This window comes from Paraburkholderia sp. EG304 (assembly GCF_046543485.1).
GTDB lineage: Bacteria > Pseudomonadota > Gammaproteobacteria > Burkholderiales > Burkholderiaceae > Paraburkholderia > Paraburkholderia youngii.
Genome location: NZ_JBKGUA010000047.1, coordinates 15,478 through 29,716, shown reverse-complemented (window position 1 = coordinate 29,716; position 14,239 = coordinate 15,478). Strand labels below are relative to the sequence as shown.

The 14,239-nt window shown below is 63.5% G+C and carries 24 protein-coding genes; 2 read left to right on the top strand and 22 right to left on the bottom strand.

Going from position 1 to position 14,239, the window contains the following annotated elements:
• The first annotated feature begins 120 nt into the window (after positions 1 to 120).
• Both ACLFKU_RS34330 and ACLFKU_RS34325 read left to right on the top strand, forming a co-directional pair.
• Positions 121 to 1,014, top strand: a complete 894-nt coding sequence (locus ACLFKU_RS34330) for a DUF2971 domain-containing protein (protein WP_410852100.1) — start codon at positions 121 to 123, stop codon at positions 1,012 to 1,014.
• A 141-nt stretch (positions 1,015 to 1,155) separates the two neighbouring features.
• A complete protein-coding gene (locus tag ACLFKU_RS34325) occupies positions 1,156 to 1,464 on the top strand; it encodes a hypothetical protein (protein WP_410852099.1) in 309 nt (102 codons plus the stop codon).
• 31 nt (positions 1,465 to 1,495) lie between these two features.
• Here the strand turns inward: ACLFKU_RS34325 and ACLFKU_RS34320 are convergent, their stop codons facing one another.
• From ACLFKU_RS34320 to ACLFKU_RS34215, 22 genes are all read right to left on the bottom strand, one after another.
• The gene (locus ACLFKU_RS34320; protein ID WP_410852098.1) at positions 1,496 to 2,158 is read right to left on the bottom strand and encodes a hypothetical protein; all 663 of its coding nucleotides are present in this window, start codon (positions 2,156 to 2,158) and stop codon (positions 1,496 to 1,498) included.
• A 12-nt stretch (positions 2,159 to 2,170) separates the two neighbouring features.
• Positions 2,171 to 2,854: a 7-carboxy-7-deazaguanine synthase QueE gene (gene queE, locus ACLFKU_RS34315; RefSeq protein WP_410852129.1), complete on the bottom strand. Its 684-nt coding sequence runs from the start codon at positions 2,852 to 2,854 to the stop codon at positions 2,171 to 2,173.
• Entirely contained in the window at positions 2,851 to 3,267 is a 417-nt protein-coding gene (locus ACLFKU_RS34310) for a 6-pyruvoyl trahydropterin synthase family protein (protein ID WP_410852097.1), read from the bottom strand. Before ACLFKU_RS34310 ends, queE begins: the two co-directional genes overlap by 4 nt.
• A gap of 2 nt (positions 3,268 to 3,269) precedes the next feature.
• Positions 3,270 to 3,473, bottom strand: a complete 204-nt coding sequence (locus ACLFKU_RS34305) for a GTP cyclohydrolase I (protein WP_410852096.1) — start codon at positions 3,471 to 3,473, stop codon at positions 3,270 to 3,272.
• Positions 3,443 to 3,730 (bottom strand): GTP cyclohydrolase I, encoded by a 288-nt coding sequence (locus ACLFKU_RS34300; protein WP_410852095.1) that lies wholly within the window; start codon positions 3,728 to 3,730, stop codon positions 3,443 to 3,445. Before ACLFKU_RS34300 ends, ACLFKU_RS34305 begins: the two co-directional genes overlap by 31 nt.
• Positions 3,679 to 3,933, bottom strand: coding sequence for a hypothetical protein (locus ACLFKU_RS34295; RefSeq protein WP_410852094.1), 255 nt, complete (start codon positions 3,931 to 3,933; stop codon positions 3,679 to 3,681). Before ACLFKU_RS34295 ends, ACLFKU_RS34300 begins: the two co-directional genes overlap by 52 nt.
• The gene (locus tag ACLFKU_RS34290; protein WP_410852093.1) at positions 3,930 to 4,355 is read right to left on the bottom strand and encodes a DUF6884 domain-containing protein; all 426 of its coding nucleotides are present in this window, start codon (positions 4,353 to 4,355) and stop codon (positions 3,930 to 3,932) included. Before ACLFKU_RS34290 ends, ACLFKU_RS34295 begins: the two co-directional genes overlap by 4 nt.
• Positions 4,352 to 4,702, bottom strand: a complete 351-nt coding sequence (locus ACLFKU_RS34285; RefSeq protein ID WP_410852092.1) for a 7-cyano-7-deazaguanine synthase — start codon at positions 4,700 to 4,702, stop codon at positions 4,352 to 4,354. The genes ACLFKU_RS34290 and ACLFKU_RS34285 overlap by 4 nt, the downstream gene beginning before the upstream one ends.
• Complete coding sequence (locus ACLFKU_RS34280; RefSeq protein WP_410852091.1) at positions 4,650 to 5,237, bottom strand: ParB N-terminal domain-containing protein; 588 nt, start codon at positions 5,235 to 5,237, stop codon at positions 4,650 to 4,652. The genes ACLFKU_RS34285 and ACLFKU_RS34280 overlap by 53 nt, the downstream gene beginning before the upstream one ends.
• Positions 5,218 to 6,420 (bottom strand): phosphoadenosine phosphosulfate reductase family protein, encoded by a 1,203-nt coding sequence (locus ACLFKU_RS34275; protein ID WP_410852090.1) that lies wholly within the window; start codon positions 6,418 to 6,420, stop codon positions 5,218 to 5,220. The genes ACLFKU_RS34280 and ACLFKU_RS34275 overlap by 20 nt, the downstream gene beginning before the upstream one ends.
• Positions 6,417 to 7,160, bottom strand: coding sequence for a cupin domain-containing protein (locus ACLFKU_RS34270; RefSeq protein WP_410852089.1), 744 nt, complete (start codon positions 7,158 to 7,160; stop codon positions 6,417 to 6,419). The genes ACLFKU_RS34275 and ACLFKU_RS34270 overlap by 4 nt, the downstream gene beginning before the upstream one ends.
• Positions 7,157 to 7,762 carry a class II glutamine amidotransferase gene (locus ACLFKU_RS34265; RefSeq protein ID WP_410852088.1) on the bottom strand — a complete coding sequence of 202 codons (606 nt, stop codon included), beginning with the start codon at positions 7,760 to 7,762 and terminating at the stop codon, positions 7,157 to 7,159. The genes ACLFKU_RS34270 and ACLFKU_RS34265 overlap by 4 nt, the downstream gene beginning before the upstream one ends.
• Positions 7,762 to 8,526 (bottom strand): phosphoadenosine phosphosulfate reductase family protein, encoded by a 765-nt coding sequence (locus ACLFKU_RS34260; RefSeq protein WP_410852087.1) that lies wholly within the window; start codon positions 8,524 to 8,526, stop codon positions 7,762 to 7,764. Before ACLFKU_RS34260 ends, ACLFKU_RS34265 begins: the two co-directional genes overlap by 1 nt.
• A gap of 1 nt (position 8,527) precedes the next feature.
• Entirely contained in the window at positions 8,528 to 9,316 is a 789-nt protein-coding gene (locus ACLFKU_RS34255; protein WP_410852086.1) for a ParB/Srx family N-terminal domain-containing protein, read from the bottom strand.
• Positions 9,317 to 9,337: 21 nt separating this feature from the next.
• Positions 9,338 to 9,937, bottom strand: a complete 600-nt coding sequence (locus ACLFKU_RS34250; protein WP_410852085.1) for a hypothetical protein — start codon at positions 9,935 to 9,937, stop codon at positions 9,338 to 9,340.
• A gap of 132 nt (positions 9,938 to 10,069) precedes the next feature.
• Positions 10,070 to 10,561, bottom strand: a complete 492-nt coding sequence (locus ACLFKU_RS34245) for a hypothetical protein (protein WP_410852084.1) — start codon at positions 10,559 to 10,561, stop codon at positions 10,070 to 10,072.
• Positions 10,558 to 11,049: a hypothetical protein gene (locus tag ACLFKU_RS34240; protein ID WP_410852083.1), complete on the bottom strand. Its 492-nt coding sequence runs from the start codon at positions 11,047 to 11,049 to the stop codon at positions 10,558 to 10,560. Before ACLFKU_RS34240 ends, ACLFKU_RS34245 begins: the two co-directional genes overlap by 4 nt.
• An 8-nt stretch (positions 11,050 to 11,057) precedes the next feature.
• Positions 11,058 to 11,417, bottom strand: coding sequence for a hypothetical protein (locus ACLFKU_RS34235; RefSeq protein WP_410852082.1), 360 nt, complete (start codon positions 11,415 to 11,417; stop codon positions 11,058 to 11,060).
• Complete coding sequence (locus tag ACLFKU_RS34230; RefSeq protein ID WP_410852081.1) at positions 11,414 to 12,211, bottom strand: hypothetical protein; 798 nt, start codon at positions 12,209 to 12,211, stop codon at positions 11,414 to 11,416. Before ACLFKU_RS34230 ends, ACLFKU_RS34235 begins: the two co-directional genes overlap by 4 nt.
• A gap of 3 nt (positions 12,212 to 12,214) precedes the next feature.
• On the bottom strand, positions 12,215 to 13,240 hold the full coding sequence (locus tag ACLFKU_RS34225; RefSeq protein WP_410852080.1) for a hypothetical protein: 1,026 nt from the start codon (positions 13,238 to 13,240) through the stop codon (positions 12,215 to 12,217).
• 18 nt (positions 13,241 to 13,258) lie between these two features.
• Entirely contained in the window at positions 13,259 to 13,468 is a 210-nt protein-coding gene (locus ACLFKU_RS34220) for a hypothetical protein (protein ID WP_410852079.1), read from the bottom strand.
• Complete coding sequence (locus ACLFKU_RS34215) at positions 13,461 to 14,123, bottom strand: hypothetical protein (RefSeq protein WP_410852078.1); 663 nt, start codon at positions 14,121 to 14,123, stop codon at positions 13,461 to 13,463. Before ACLFKU_RS34215 ends, ACLFKU_RS34220 begins: the two co-directional genes overlap by 8 nt.
• Between the last annotated feature and the right edge of the window lie 116 nt (positions 14,124 to 14,239).

Below are 14,239 nucleotides of genomic sequence, written 5' to 3'. Positions count from 1 at the left end.
CGCAATTGCCCGCGTCTGCAGGAGGCGGGGAAGGACCCGCCCCTCGAGTGCGGTATGACCGCTTCGCGGTGCTACTATCGATCCGACGTCACCCGCCATTCATGCCGAGAAGGTGGATCAATGAGACAGAGGCAGCGCGCCAAGCGCAAAACGAAGCCAATTTACCAGGCGCGGCGAAAAGCTCCCGCCCCGGAATATCTGTACAAGTACACCCCGCTGCGCCCACCGGCAGACACGCTGGAAGAGCGACGGCAGGAAAAACAACGGCAACTTGATGCGCTTCTTACGACGCCACAGTTGTGGCTCGCCGCGCCATCAACGTTCAACGACCCGATGGATTGCAAGCCCAAATTCAGATTCACCGGAGGCACGCCCGAGGCACGCGAGCGGTTCCGCCGGGTCACGATCTGTCGCATGGTCAAACGCGATCATCCACACGCAGAAGGCGATGAACTCAGAAACCTGATAGTGGAATATTCGCAAACAAGGCAAGACGTCGACGCTAACTTCGAAATGGATGCTGACCTCGCACTCACAGGCGCTATCCAGAGCATTGGCGTTCTTTGCCTGTCGGAACGGCCAAACGATCCCGTGATGTTCTATCACTATGGCGACAGACATACCGGTATGTGTCTCAAGTTTCGAACTGACGGCTTCCTCGCAGGAGTCGAGCCTGTGACATACAGCGAAAACTATCCCGCAGTCGAATTCTTCGACGATTCGGACAATGAAAGGCAGTTCGAAAAAATATTCCTAACGAAGTACAAACGCTGGGAGTACGAACACGAGTGGCGCTACGTTGATGCACACCTCGGAGAGAACCCTCAGCGCCTTCGCGATTACCCGCCTGAATTGCTCAGCGGGGTAATCTTTGGATACAAGATGCTGCAGGAGGATCGTGACCGCGCCGTCGATCTACTGAGGCAACGCCCCTCAAGGGTCGACCTGTTTGAAGCCCGATTGGATCGCAACCACTATCAGTTAGATATCGTGCCCTACACTCGCGGCAACTGACGGCGGCGCGACCTCTTTTAGTGTGTGGGTCAGTCGCTGTCGCCTTCGTCAATTGCACGCCCACAGCCGCGCGCTCGCGAGAAGTCTCAAGTTTTTGGTGCCCCTGCCGATACCATGTAGGTCGCCACCCAGGAACACACAATGAATAACGACCTTACCCACGATGAGATGGCAGCCGCAATCATTGACACTTTCAGCCATACGCCCGAAACACTCGAAGGCAGGGCTGCGCTGATCAATCTCGCGCTCGATGCTGGCGACGCGGTCACAGCAGCGAGCGTAGTTTTTGACCACGCTCGTGATCTTCGCATTCCGCTAACAGAACTCGATCCCGAAGCGAACGCGACGTTCCCGTATCCCGCGCTCGTGCAGTTCGAGAATCCCCTGCTCGCGCAATTGATGGAAGCTCTGGAACATCTGGCCCTGAAACTGACGGTCACGCCGCGCTGAGAGCGTGCCGTAGCCGGGCGAGCGCCGCGCATCAGCGTGCGGTCGCTATCGCCTTCCCAAGCTCCCTGCCGAACACGCGGTCGAAGTTCGCGAGCACAACAGACTGCCCGCGCGCGCTGAACTCCAGGCGCTTTTTCGTCTCGACCGGCGCATGGAACGCGACCAGCAGCTTGAGCTTGCCAGTCGTGTTCGGCGCGAGTCCCCTGGGTGCGCGTCGGATCTTTCCCGGCTGCGACGTCGCGGCGCGCTGCCAGACGCCGTAGAGTTCGCCGCCCTTGGTCCGCACCGCGCCGATAAAGACGTCGGGCCGGTTGAGATACCTGCGGATCAGTCCACGCGGCAAATTGCCGTACTGGTTGACCGCTGCACCGACCGGGACGAGATCAGCGGGCTTCTGGCCGAGAAACTGAACGCCGCCGTACTCATACGGCGCGAGGTATTGCGCCGCCGCGGCGCGCACATAGACGCGCGCAATCGGCAAACCCCGCTTCGCACCCTGAACCGCCACGGAGTTGACCGTGAATGGCGTCGGTGATTCGAACACCTCGGGAATTGTCTTCTTTTCCGCCTGTGCCGCGAGCTTCGCCAGTTCGGTCACCGTGCGCGATTCGGCGAACGGAAGCTGCCGGCGCGCAAGGTTGTCGAGCTTCAGCGATACCGCGTCCACCTTCGCCTTGAATGAAATCCCGAGCACGGCCGCAGCCCTCTAACGGATGCCGATGAAGCGGTGCGTCTGTAACGAAACCCTCCAGTCGTAGCGTTGCGCCGCCGCGATACACAGCGCGGTCGCCGTGCTTGACTGGCTCAACGGCTGTAGCCAGATCGGTGTGCCCTTCTCGCGGTGGATCGGTTCGAGCCGGTATAGCACCCGCTCGATATCGCTCGGCTTGCCGACCGGATACTTCAATTCATCGGCGCGCATCAGCGCATCGGGTAGCACTAGCCGCCCACCCGGCATATTGAACTTCGGGCTGACCGTCAGAAATGTGGTGGGCGTGATCTGTGGCTCATAGGTGCCTGAGGTTTCGACCTGCACCCGACATGCCTGTGCTTGGAGCAGCGCAATCAGTGGCCGCAGATCGAACGCGCACGGTTCGCCGCCGCTGATCACCACGTGACGCGCGTTCGCGCTGCCCACGATGCGCCCGAGCGTCGGCAGATCGAACCACGCCCACGTCTGAACCGGTGTGTCGGTCTTGGCGCTGATCACATCGATGCTCACCATGTCGTCCATGTCGCGCCGCCATGTTTGCTTGGTGTCGCACCACGGACAGCCCACATCGCAGCCTTGCAGGCGGATCAATACGGCGGGCGTGCCGGTAAAGCTGCCTTCGCCCTGCAACGATTCAAACGTCTCGTTGACGGGATACGCGGCCGACTCCGTGCTCACAAGCTGTAGGTTGCGCTGCACTTGCGCGTCTCCTCCACGGTGACTTCAACGAGCCGCACGCCCGTCCCTTCCAGCGCCTCCGGACCCACCACGGTAACGAGGTATTCGGCCATGTTCTCGGCGGTAGGATTGAACGGCACCTTAACGACGGTTCTATCGATCTCCCGCAGGTAAACATGGAGCAGATCGTCGGCCCACATCAGCATGCGATGATCCCACTGGTCTTCCAGCCACATGCACAACCGTTGCTTGATTACGCTGAAATCGATTACACGCCCCAGTGCATCGACTGCCGCGGCTTCGCACGTGAAGTGGACGCGGTAGTTGTGGCCGTGCAGGTTGGCGCACTTGCCCTCGTGGCCCACCACGCGGTGACCGCAGGAAATATCGTGATATCGCGTCACTCGGATCATCGTCAGAACTCCTGTCCGCGCACGAGACGCATGAATTCGTCGCGCGGGTCCGGCTTCTCACGCAGCAGCCCGCGCATGACACTGGTCGTCATGGTAGTGTCGTGTTCGCGCACACCGCGCGCAGTCATACAGGAGTGCGTGGCGCGGATCACCACGCCGAGTCCCTGTGGCATGATCAATGTTTCGATCTCATCGGCAAGCTGCATGACTGCTTCTCCTGAATCTGTGGGCGTGCCATCACCCATTCGGTGATGCGGTTAAACTTGGACAGGCCGATCACGCGCTCACCGGGTATGACACCGATCCACGCGTGACCCGTGACGCTGCACAGGTGATGCGAGCACATCGAGCGCACGCTGATCGGTCCGACCGTGTACAGCTCATCGAGCCGGCGCACGTTGGGGAAATCGGTCAGGTTCGGGCGTGGCTCATAGCGACCGGCGAACACCTCGCGCACGTACATTTTCGCGACGCGATGCGCGATGTCGATGGTGTTGTGTCCGGCTCGATCACGAACGATTCGAGCAGCGCCCGCACATGCATTTCGGCTTCGTCCTGAATCGAATCGACTTCGCCGGCCACCAGGTACGCCGAGATACTGTCGTTCGCCTTGAACGACACACCGGCCTCGCGCAGCCATTCGATGATGCGCTCTGACGCGGTCATGGCAACTGCCCCCTGTGCGCCTTGAGCCACTGTATCTGATACCCGATTCCCGCGCCGGGCAGACGCGGAATGATCTGATCTACAACAAAGCGCTCGCGTGCAAACAGCCCACGGATCGCATCGTGGTACAGCCTGCCGCCGAGTATGATGGCTTCCTCCTGTTTCAGCCCAAGCTCCCGCACCTGTTCGCGCAAACGCGACCGCTCCACGTGTCCCGGCCGGTTGAACGTCTGTTCGTAGGGTTCGAGCCACCGGTCAGACGGGATCAGACCGTGCCGCGCCGAGAGGATGAACAGCCGGTTGATGGGGACGAGTGACAGCGCATAGGCCCGGTTCGCGCGGAAATACGTCCCCGTGTAAAGATTCACGGCACGTGCGGCATATCGCAGCTTGGAGCCGCCGCACGGAATGACCGCGATCATGCCTGCGCCCTCGCGATCAGGGGGTCTTCGACTCCCGCCTCATCAAAGCCATGCGCCCGCGGCACGCAGGCATGGCATTCACCGCACGGAGGAAACTTTCCGGCATAGCACGTGTGGCTGTAGGCGAGCGCGTCGTAGGCACCGGGCAGCGCGAGCGCCAGATCGATGCTGTTCGCCTTGGTCATGTGCATCAGCGGGGTCTCGATGCGGAAAGTTGCCGATACGCGAGATCGTCTAACTGACGCGCGACCGCATCGACGTTCGAGCGCAGCGAGATATCGAGCGGCGCGCTGCTCATTCCGGCACCCAGGCGTGTCCGAATTCGTTGCTCGCTGCGCGCTCGCCAATGCGTCGCGGCATGCCCGAGCGATCGGTCAGCCGGTCGATCTCCTCAGCTTCCATGCCGAGCCTGCGCCCGGCCTCGTCGGTGCTCACACCTGCCTCGATGATCGTTCGCACGATATCAGCCATCGGGATAACCGCGTGCGTGCCGCGCGCGCGGTTATGGCGAATCGTGGACATCATGCGATGGACCGGATCGGCTTCGATCAGCACGACGGGGACGAAGCCGCCATAGCGCGCGACGAGGCGCGGTTCGTCGGAAACGTGCCAGCGATGAAAGCCGTCCACGACCACGAATTCACCGGGCTCGCCTTCGGCGCTCGCGCGAACCACGAGCGGTTGCGTAAAACCGTCCTCGAGGATCGAGAGAATCAGCAGTTCGAGTTCGGGCGGTGCAACGCGATTCGGGTTGTAGGTGTTCGCAGTAATGCGGTCGCGGTGAATCCACTGCACGCGCGAGACTGGCGCGCGATCGATCGCCGCCTGTATCTCGTCGGGTGTCGGTAGCGTCGCTTTCGCCTTAGTAGCGCGTGCCGTCATTGTCCTGCTCCAGTGCGATGACTTCATCGAGCGTGAGGCCCAAACGGTCTTGCGTCTTGTGCGCCTGCTGCACGAGCGAGCCAATCTTGCGATTCTTGAAATCCCCCTTGAGCGCCATCTGCGCGAGTACGCGCCAGCAGACGCCGCTAAACGGGTCCGGCTCTGATTCCGAGATTGGGCGCATCGTCTTGCGCTGGTGCTCGCCGATGGCGGTACGCAGCGAGAGCGCAACGCGCGAGCGCCACGGCTGGCCATAGAGATCGAGCACGCGCCATGTCCACGCGCGCCACGTGAGCCCATCGGGCGGCGCTTTCAGGTGGTGGCCGTAGAGGTCCGTGAGTGCATAGCGCGCAGCGGTTGCCGCGCCGGGTACGCGCGCGATCATGCGGTGCCACAGTTCGGGGTAGCAGATCGCCCACGTGTGCAACAGTCCTAGCGGCTCCTCGCCAAAGGGCGGACAGACGCGCTGCTGCATGTGGTTCAGTCCCATTGCTTCGAAGCGGTCATATTGCCGGTTGTAGTCCCAGCCAAAGCGCGACGGCGCGACCCATACATCCTCGAAAGTCCAGTCATAGATCGGATCGCACAGCCAGAGGTTGCGCGAGTTCGGACTTTGATGAATGTAGTTATCGACCTGCGTCATGGTCGTCATGCGCAGACGTCGAAGCGATTCCTGCGTACGGATACCGCGCAGCATGGCGACCGTCTGCGCGCTACCGAGAAACGGCAGTTGCGAGCAGTCGGGAATCATCATTCCCTTGATGAATCCAGGCATCGAGACGACACCGGCAGCGGGCAGCGGACGGACCCACTTTTCGCGCTCGTCGGGATTCCAGCAGTACCAGTACGGCTGTTGCCGCGAGCACGCATTGCGATGCTTGATCGGCACGCACCACCACGTGAGCGCAATATCGGGCCACGCGCAGACGCGCTCGACATAGGCCTCGGTATCGGGCGAAATGCACTCCTCGTCGTAGAAGTGCGCTTCGAGTGGCAGACGGCCAAGCTCGCGCGCAACGTCGAGCGCGAGCTGAAGGACAACGGTCGAATCCTTTCCGCCCGAAAACGAAACCACCACGCGATCAAATCGCGCGTACAGGTGGCGCATGCGTTCGAGCGCCGCGTCATAAACGCTCTCGTCGACAAAGCGGCGGTCGCGTGTCTTGCGGGGCTTCGCTTTCATGAGCGTTCCAGCGTCGCATCGTCGCGGGTGCGGATCGAGGCGAGGTTACGCGCTGATACGCCGTCGACAATGGTCCGGTTAATCATCGCGTGATCGTCGTCGGTCGGTCCGCAGTCCGAGTCCGGGTGATACGCGAGTACGCGCAGTTCATCGCCGCGATCGGTCGAGAAGTAATGCCGGCCTTCGGCGTGAATGCAGAAGATCATCCCGGGTTCGAGCGCGATGCGCTCGTCGTCGTCGCCATTGCGCGCGATGCACGTCCCGTGTCCGGATAGCACCAGGCCGAGGCGGTCCGATGGATGCGTGTGCGCGGTCTGTACGACGCCGGGCGGAAAGTACAGCAGGTTCAGACAGGGATCGCCACGCCGTACCGGCTGGATCAGCGTGGTATCGCTGCACCGGTCGATATATCGCAGTCGTCCTTTGTGCTCGACCGGCCCGCCGATCATGAACAGTCCGCGCCAGCCTCCGTGCTCCATGAGTACGCCGCGGCTGTTACGCGCGCGCAGCGCGAAGCGGCCCGGCACGCAGAAGTACTGCCCCGCGTGAACGGTCCACGCGCGCCCGTCGCTTTCGAGACGTACTGCACCGTCATGCACGTAGCCGAAATGCGTTGTACCGGGTGCGCCTGCCGACACGTCATCGGTCCACGCGCTGAACGCATCCGAGAGTGCGCCATGCTGCCATGCGTAGGCAGAAAACGCATTCACGGGTGCGTGCGATTCGCCGGATTCACTCATTTTTCTGATCCTCGCAACAGGGAATGAAACGCGGGACGAGTTACCGCCGTCCAGTGTTCGTCGGGACGGACACTGCACCAGTACAGGCCCGAAACGTCCTCCAGCATGTAGAGACTTTGCCCGCGCGCGGCGAGTAGCACACCGCTCGCGACCTGATACGCGGCGAGCGCGAAGTGTTCGCCGAGATCGACGCGCGAGCGTGCGCGCGCGAGACGATCGGGGAGCGCGCCGGACTCAGCGGCGAGACACGCGGCGAGCAGTTCGCTATCGCATCCGGTCGTGACGTTCGCCGCTTCGGGCAGTTCGCGCGAGTTCCAGACGCTGCCGTTATGCGCGAGCACGATATCGGCGCATTGAACCGGCTGACCGTGTTCGGGCCGCTTCGTGCCGAGTACGGTCGCGAGTCGCGCGTGGCCGAGCATCACGGCGGCGTGAATGTCGACCATCTCGAACGATGCGCGACCAGCGCCTCGCCAGAGCGCACCATCGCACCAGACACCGAACGCGTCAGGACCGCGCCGGCTCGCGAGCTTCAGAACCTCGCGAATCACGTCCGCGTGCGCTTCGTCCCTGCGCCCGACGTAGCCCCACAGACCGCACATCAGAGACTCGCCATAAACCGGCGCGCGCTCGTCAGGCGCTGCGCTGCCCACGGCGCGATGTCGGGATCGATTGCGTGAACCTCGCGCCAGCCGTGCGCCTCGCTCTCGCACCACTGGCGCGCCGGCCAGCAGTGCGTGCCGGTCCGAAAGCCGCGCGGCCAGCCATAGAACGGCGGCAACGGGAGGCTGTAGCGGTCGATAACGGCGAATACGTCCTCGTGCGACCAGCCCGCCAGCGGCGCGATGTACGTCACGCCGCGCTTTTCGTACGTGATGCCGCCCGCGCGTCCCGTGAAATTTCCATCTTCGCGGCGACGGCCGAGCAGCAGCGCGTCGACGTCGCGCTCGCGGCAGAAGTCCTGCTGCGCACGGTGCTGGATGCGATGAAACCAGCCTGAGGCCGTTTGCGCGTCCTGAGGGAACAGCATCGATTCGTGCGCGGCGAGCCAGTCGAGATCGAGCCCGGTGTTGATGACGTGAAGGTGTTCCGGCATGTGGTCCGTCACCCACCGAAGGAAAGCCGGGAATTCGAGATCGCAGATACCGAGCACGCAGTCGACCACACCCGCGCGCTCCGCGACGAAGCGCAGCGCCTGCGAGTCCTTCCCGCCCGACCACGCGAAAGCCGCCTGGTGGCCCCGGCACGCGTCGCGAATCACGTCGATTGCCTGGTCGATCTTCAGTTCGAGCGCGTCCTGCGGGATCGACTGCGCGGCGGCGCGAAGCTTCAGAAAATCTTCGTGGCTCAGGCTCTGCTTGCGCATCTCAGTCCGCCTGCAACCACTCGCGAGCGATCAGCACGAGCGCCGCGCCTGTGTCGGGCGCTCCGCGCGATTTGGCGCGATTGATCGCGTCGAGCAGCGCCGGGCGATCCGCGATTGTCACCATGCACGAAAACACCGCGAGCAATGCGCCGGGCGAGGCCGTCGCGTTCACCGCTTCGGCCTGCGCCTCTGCAGTGGCGTGCAGCGTCGCGCCTTCGGGATACACGGGCGATATGCCGTTAGCTGGTGCCGGTGCGCTCGCACCGTTCGTGGGCGACGAGTTCCGCCAGTCGGTCGGATCGGACTGGCTCGCGGACTGCGCGGCATGTTCGAGCGCGAGGCGGTCCGTATCGTCGAGCAGACGCGCCATGTCCGCATCGGAAAAGCCGAGTACCTCGATCGGAAATGAATCGTTGGCGAGCGCGGCGAGTTCCTCGCTCAGTAGCGCGGAGTCCCAGCCACCGTTGAGCGCGAGCTTGTTGTCGAGAATGCGATAGGCGCGAATCTTCGCGTCGCTCCATCCACGCGCGACCATCACGCGCGCGTCAGTCAAGCCGATCAGGAGCGCCGCGCGATAGCGTCCGTGTCCGGCGATCAGCTCGCCCGACTCGTCGACGAGTACGGGAAAAGTCCAGCCGAAGCGGCGCATCGACTCCGCGATCTGCTCGATCTGCTCGTCGGAGTGCGTGCGCGGATTGCGCGACGATTCGCGGATGCGTCCGATCGGCCAGACGGCGTCGTCAGGCCAGGCAATCTCGCCGCTCGCGGCGCGTTCGATGGTCGTGGACATGGCGGGGGTACCGGTAGAGCGTCAGGCGACGCGGGCAGCAGCTTCGTTTTCGGGCTCGATGACGATCCCGGCCTCGCGCAGTAGCGCGTCGATGCGTCCGAACGCTGCGTCGAGTTCCCCGGCGCGCTGCCGGTTGCCCATGAGTGCCGCTTCGAGGATCGCGGCGTGCTCCGCGACGGTCTGGCGATGAACGCCGCAGCGCTGCGCGACGCTGACGGCCGTCTCGTGCGTACGCGTCAGCAGGTTCGCCACCAGCACGGTACGCAGGCGGATGTTCGACGCGTGGCCGACGAGCAGTGGCGCGCTGTGCGCGAGTACCACGTCGAGCGCTTCGCGCCACTCGGGATTCGGATAGCGCCCCGCGCAGCACGGCGCGCGGCAGTTGCAGGCGAGATCGCGCGGCGCGTGGGCGACGACGATCAGCGCGCGGGGAACGGGCGCGAGGCGGTCAAGCTGGCGGCGGATGCGCCCGGCCTGCGCTGTCGCTTCGTCGCCCGTCAGGATGGCGGCACCGGGTACGCCCTGATGCAGCACGCCAAGCGAGCACGCTCCGCCACGATCGACAGCATGGCGTAGCGCATCCCGCAGGGCCGTAGCGGTGCCCGCGTAGAAGTCGCGCATGGTGAGGAAATCCGGGAGAGGTCGGGAATGAAAAAGCCCGCGTTGCGCGGGCTTCGGAATCTCAGGGACAGCAAGCGAGCGTCCTGATTAACGGGGATGTTAGGCAACATTTGTCGAATGTCAAAATTTCTTTCAATGGGTGCCGTTAGTCCTGTCGGTCGTTGGCGAATTCGTGCGCCCAACGCAGCGCCGCGCGATGCGCGCGCAGGTAGCTCGCAGAGGGGTGAATGTCGCAATCCATGCCTTGCCGGTACGCGCGACCGATCCATGCGCGAAGATCCGGCGGTAGCGTTCGCCAGTGCGGTTTGCACCCCCAGAGATCGTTTCCCACAACGCTCGTGCATCCGGGCCACCGGCATCGATGGCTCGTGTGCTCGCGTCCTCCACGTGCCGGGCCGGCGCGTTCCCGCTGTGCTCGCCCGTCGCGAGCGACGGATTCGGCGGTACGTGCGTCGTGACGAGCGCAAGGCGTGCAATGCGGGCGATATCACCGAGCGACATTGCGCTCGTCGTGTTCTCGCTCATCTCCACGATCAGGCGCAATGCTTCGCGCAGGCGATCGTTCTCGTGCTGGAGGTGGTGACGCATGGCGATGCTCTGGCGGTTAAGCTGTTGCGCGTTCATGCACATTCCGAAAATGGGTCGAAGTCCGGTTCAAGCGCGAGCGCGATCTGCTGCGCCTGCAACGTCTCGACGATGATCTCTGCGCGAGGATTCGCGCGGTCGATGCCGTGAAAAATAAACTTCTGCCTTACTTGCCGATCGTTCGCGAAAACGCCTTTGCGCAAGCACTCGCGAACGTCGCGCCCCTTGCGCCTGACGGTTCGATACCGCGATTGCAGCGCGTCGAGAATCACGCTCTCGTCGAGGTCGGGCCTTTCGGTCGCGTAGAAAATCCGCATCGTCACGCGCACGGGTCCCGTGAGTTCGACGCGCGCAGCGGGCGGCACCTGTAGCAGCGCAGCGCGCTCATAGTCGCCCGCCTTGTCCGACTTGATCGACATCGGGCGAGTGCGCACCTTGCCGGTCGCGTCCCGGTAACTGCGCGCGACGATCGAGCGAGAATTTGCCTTGCTCGCAGGTTCGCCATGGATCACGAATTCAACTCGCATGTCATGCCTCAGGGGTTATCGGCTTCGGCGCTCGCGTAGTGGTGCGCCGGCTCAGTCGTGGGACCGATGACGCCACCGCGTGCACCGCGAGTGGGTTTGAGCGCGTACTGCTGACCGACTGCATGCGTACGCTCGATAAGCGCGTCCTCAGTCGAGCGGATAGCGAGGTAGTCCGCATACGAGCGGCGCGCGAGCAGCGCCGCATCGACGAGCGGCTTCTGCCGGTGAAGGACGGCGGTAATCGCATCGAACGCGCCGACGGGCTCGTGCCAGTGGCAGCAGCACCAGAAGCGCCCCGCGACGCCAATCGCCGCGATCATCGGACAGCCGTGCGCTGCGCATAGCTCGCCTTGCGCCGGTTCGCTCATGGCAGCTCTCCCTGCATGGGCTCGTCGTCGTCGCCCGGTTCGCGCGTGCGATGCGTAACGGCGTAACGTTCGGCCTGCTGTGCGATCTCGCGCTTGCGCTCGTTCGTCGCATCGCTCGCACGCGCGGCAGCATCTTCGCGCTGCTGCGCACGCATCTCGTGCGCGGCGGCGATACTGCCGATCAGGTCGCGCAGTTGCGCGCGATGGCGTAGCGCGTCAGCACTCGGCGCAGTGTCGGCCGCATCGGGCGCAGGCAGCGCGGGGACGGCGACGCGGGCATCAGCGAGCGAGAGACGACCGACGCGCACGGCTGCGTCGACGACCTCGACGCGTCGCTCGTGATCGTGCCCGAGCGATACGCGCCAACGCGCCGGAACGCCGCGCGCCTCGGCATCGTCAACGAGGCGCGTGTACGCAGCCCGAAACGCCAGGCGTGCGCCGATTTCGTCGGTGACAACGAGATCGCGTACCGCGTGCCATGCCTGCGCGGTTTCGTCCGTCCAGACGACCGTTTCGCGCTCGTGGCGCGCTTCCAGTGCTATCGCCCACGCTTCATCGGCGAGCGGTCTGCCGTCCTTCTCGCGCGGCAGGCGGCGAAGGATCGAAGCCGGAGCCGGTGCGTGCTCGCTTTCGTCCAGGTGCCTCGAAAACGCGTTTGCTACGGCGTCGAGCGGGAACGGCGCGAGCTTCGCCCACCAGACGTCGAGCACTTCTGCATCTGGCATGGGCGTACGGGTCGTACGGAAGGCGCGGGCGAGGATCGCGGCGAATTGCGGACGGTCGGCAGGCGTCATCGCTTACGGCTCCATGTCGATGGCATTCGGGTCGCCAGTAGCGTCGCTCTCAGCGGCCTGGCCGTGCATTGCGAGCCATGCCTTACCGTTCGCCTCGCTAAGCTCGCGCCTGCGGTCCTCGGCGCTTAACGTGCGCGACCCGTGCTGCGGCGGGTTCGCATCGTTCGCGATAAAGCGGTCGACATGGGCCGCGTCGCGCAGTATCAGCGTGAGGTCGTTGAACTTCTCGCCCCGGTCGTTATCGCCCATGTTGTGCGGCGTCAGGCTGCACCCACGGATAGCCGTGCACACTTCGCGCGCGGTATAGCCATTCGTGAGCGCGATCGAGATCGCCTTCGTACGCTTCGCGTCGAGCTTTGAACGTGGCGAGTTCATCGTCTTTTGCCAGTACGCGAAGATTTCCGCGATCACTTTCGCGTCGACGTTCGTCGTTTTTTCGGACGAACTCGACAAGCGCCGAAGGCGCAACCGGCCGGCGCCGGAAATCCCGGAAGTACCAGAAGTACCAGAAGTACCAGAAGTACCAGAAGGAATAGAAGTACCAGAGGTATTAGAAGGCTTAGAAGAAACAGAAGTATTAGAAGTACGTGCCCGGTCGGTTCGCATCTGGGTAAGAACCGGGTCCTTACCGGGTACGAACTCGCCCGCACCCATAAGTTGCGCCCTTGACTGGCGGGCCTTTGCGGGCGACTCGGGCGGCGCGGGCAGCTTGCTTTCCGTTTCCTTCGGGTGCGGGTGCTGATGTGTGCGCCACTTCGTAATGAAGATCAGCGGTTGCTCATCGACAACGTAGCGGCGGATCAGGTCGCGCAGATTGAGCATATCCAGCATCTCGTCGACGTCCTGTTCGGTGATGTCCTGATCGTAAGGAAACGCCTCGTCCCGAATTTTCCACGGCAAATCTTCGAGGCGTCCTTCACGATCGGCCTGCGTCCAGAGCGAGATAAAAAGCAGGCGGCACGCGACCGGCGTGTGCTGGATATCGGGCGAGCGAAAGAACCCGCCTTTAACCGTCCGTGAGCGTGGCATTGCGTTCACCTTCGTGCGTTAGTCGCTGTAGTCGCACGGCAGCCCGCGAACCGTCATCAGGTTGCGCGAGCGCATTTCGTGCTCGTCGTCGTACGCGTCACACGCAGCGGTCACGAGCTGCGCAATCCTGCCGCGTGCGCCGACATGGACATGACGCGCAAACGTCTCCATCGCCTTCATGAGCGCTTGCGTGTCGAGTGTCAGGCGCAGGGTCATCGGTTCATTCACGGTCTTTCTCCTCCATGTCGTCATCACCCGGGAGGACGAACGTGCCGCTCAGGTGAACAAGTTCCGGCATCTGCCGCTGCCTGTTCTCCTGCTCCGCAAGCGCTACTGCGATCTCGACCTTGTGCAAGTCGCGGTGCATTTTCACGATGCGCTCGCGCGTGGCACGGTCCTCGACCTTCGCGAGGTCGAAGGCGTTTTTTGCAGAGATGCGGTTATCGAATACCGCGTGCTGCAAGCGCTCGTAGCGGATGCCCGCGGCGCGCTGGAAGGTGCGCAGCTTGACCCCGAGCGCGGCGAGAATGCGGTCGCGCGCGCCCGGCTCCTGGAGGAAAAGGCGGTCGTAGTGTTCGAGCCAGGCGGGTTTGCGCTCGGCGAGTCCGGCGAGCCATGCGGCGACGATCGGAGCTTGCGCAACGGTCAGCCGTTGCCGGGCCTGACGCGCGACAAACAGCGTCAGCGGCCCGTCAGTGTGCGGGTCGAAGTGGCGCGCGGGACACGCCTTGCCCAGGCGCACGGCCTCGTCCCTGCGAGCGCGTCCGTCGATGATGCGCCAGTGGTCGTCCACGACGATCGGGGTCAGGATCTCGTCGCGAACCGAGACGGTCTGCGTAGAGGGGCAGAATGCGCCGATCGGATGCGGCTGAAGCGCAGACAATTCGGGCTCCTCGACGACGAAAATTCTCTTGGTCACTTCTCGTCCTCTTTAACCGTAGTGGGAATACTGAGGAGAAACCCCTCTATTTCCCTGTTTGAGAAACTCGTGATACCTTT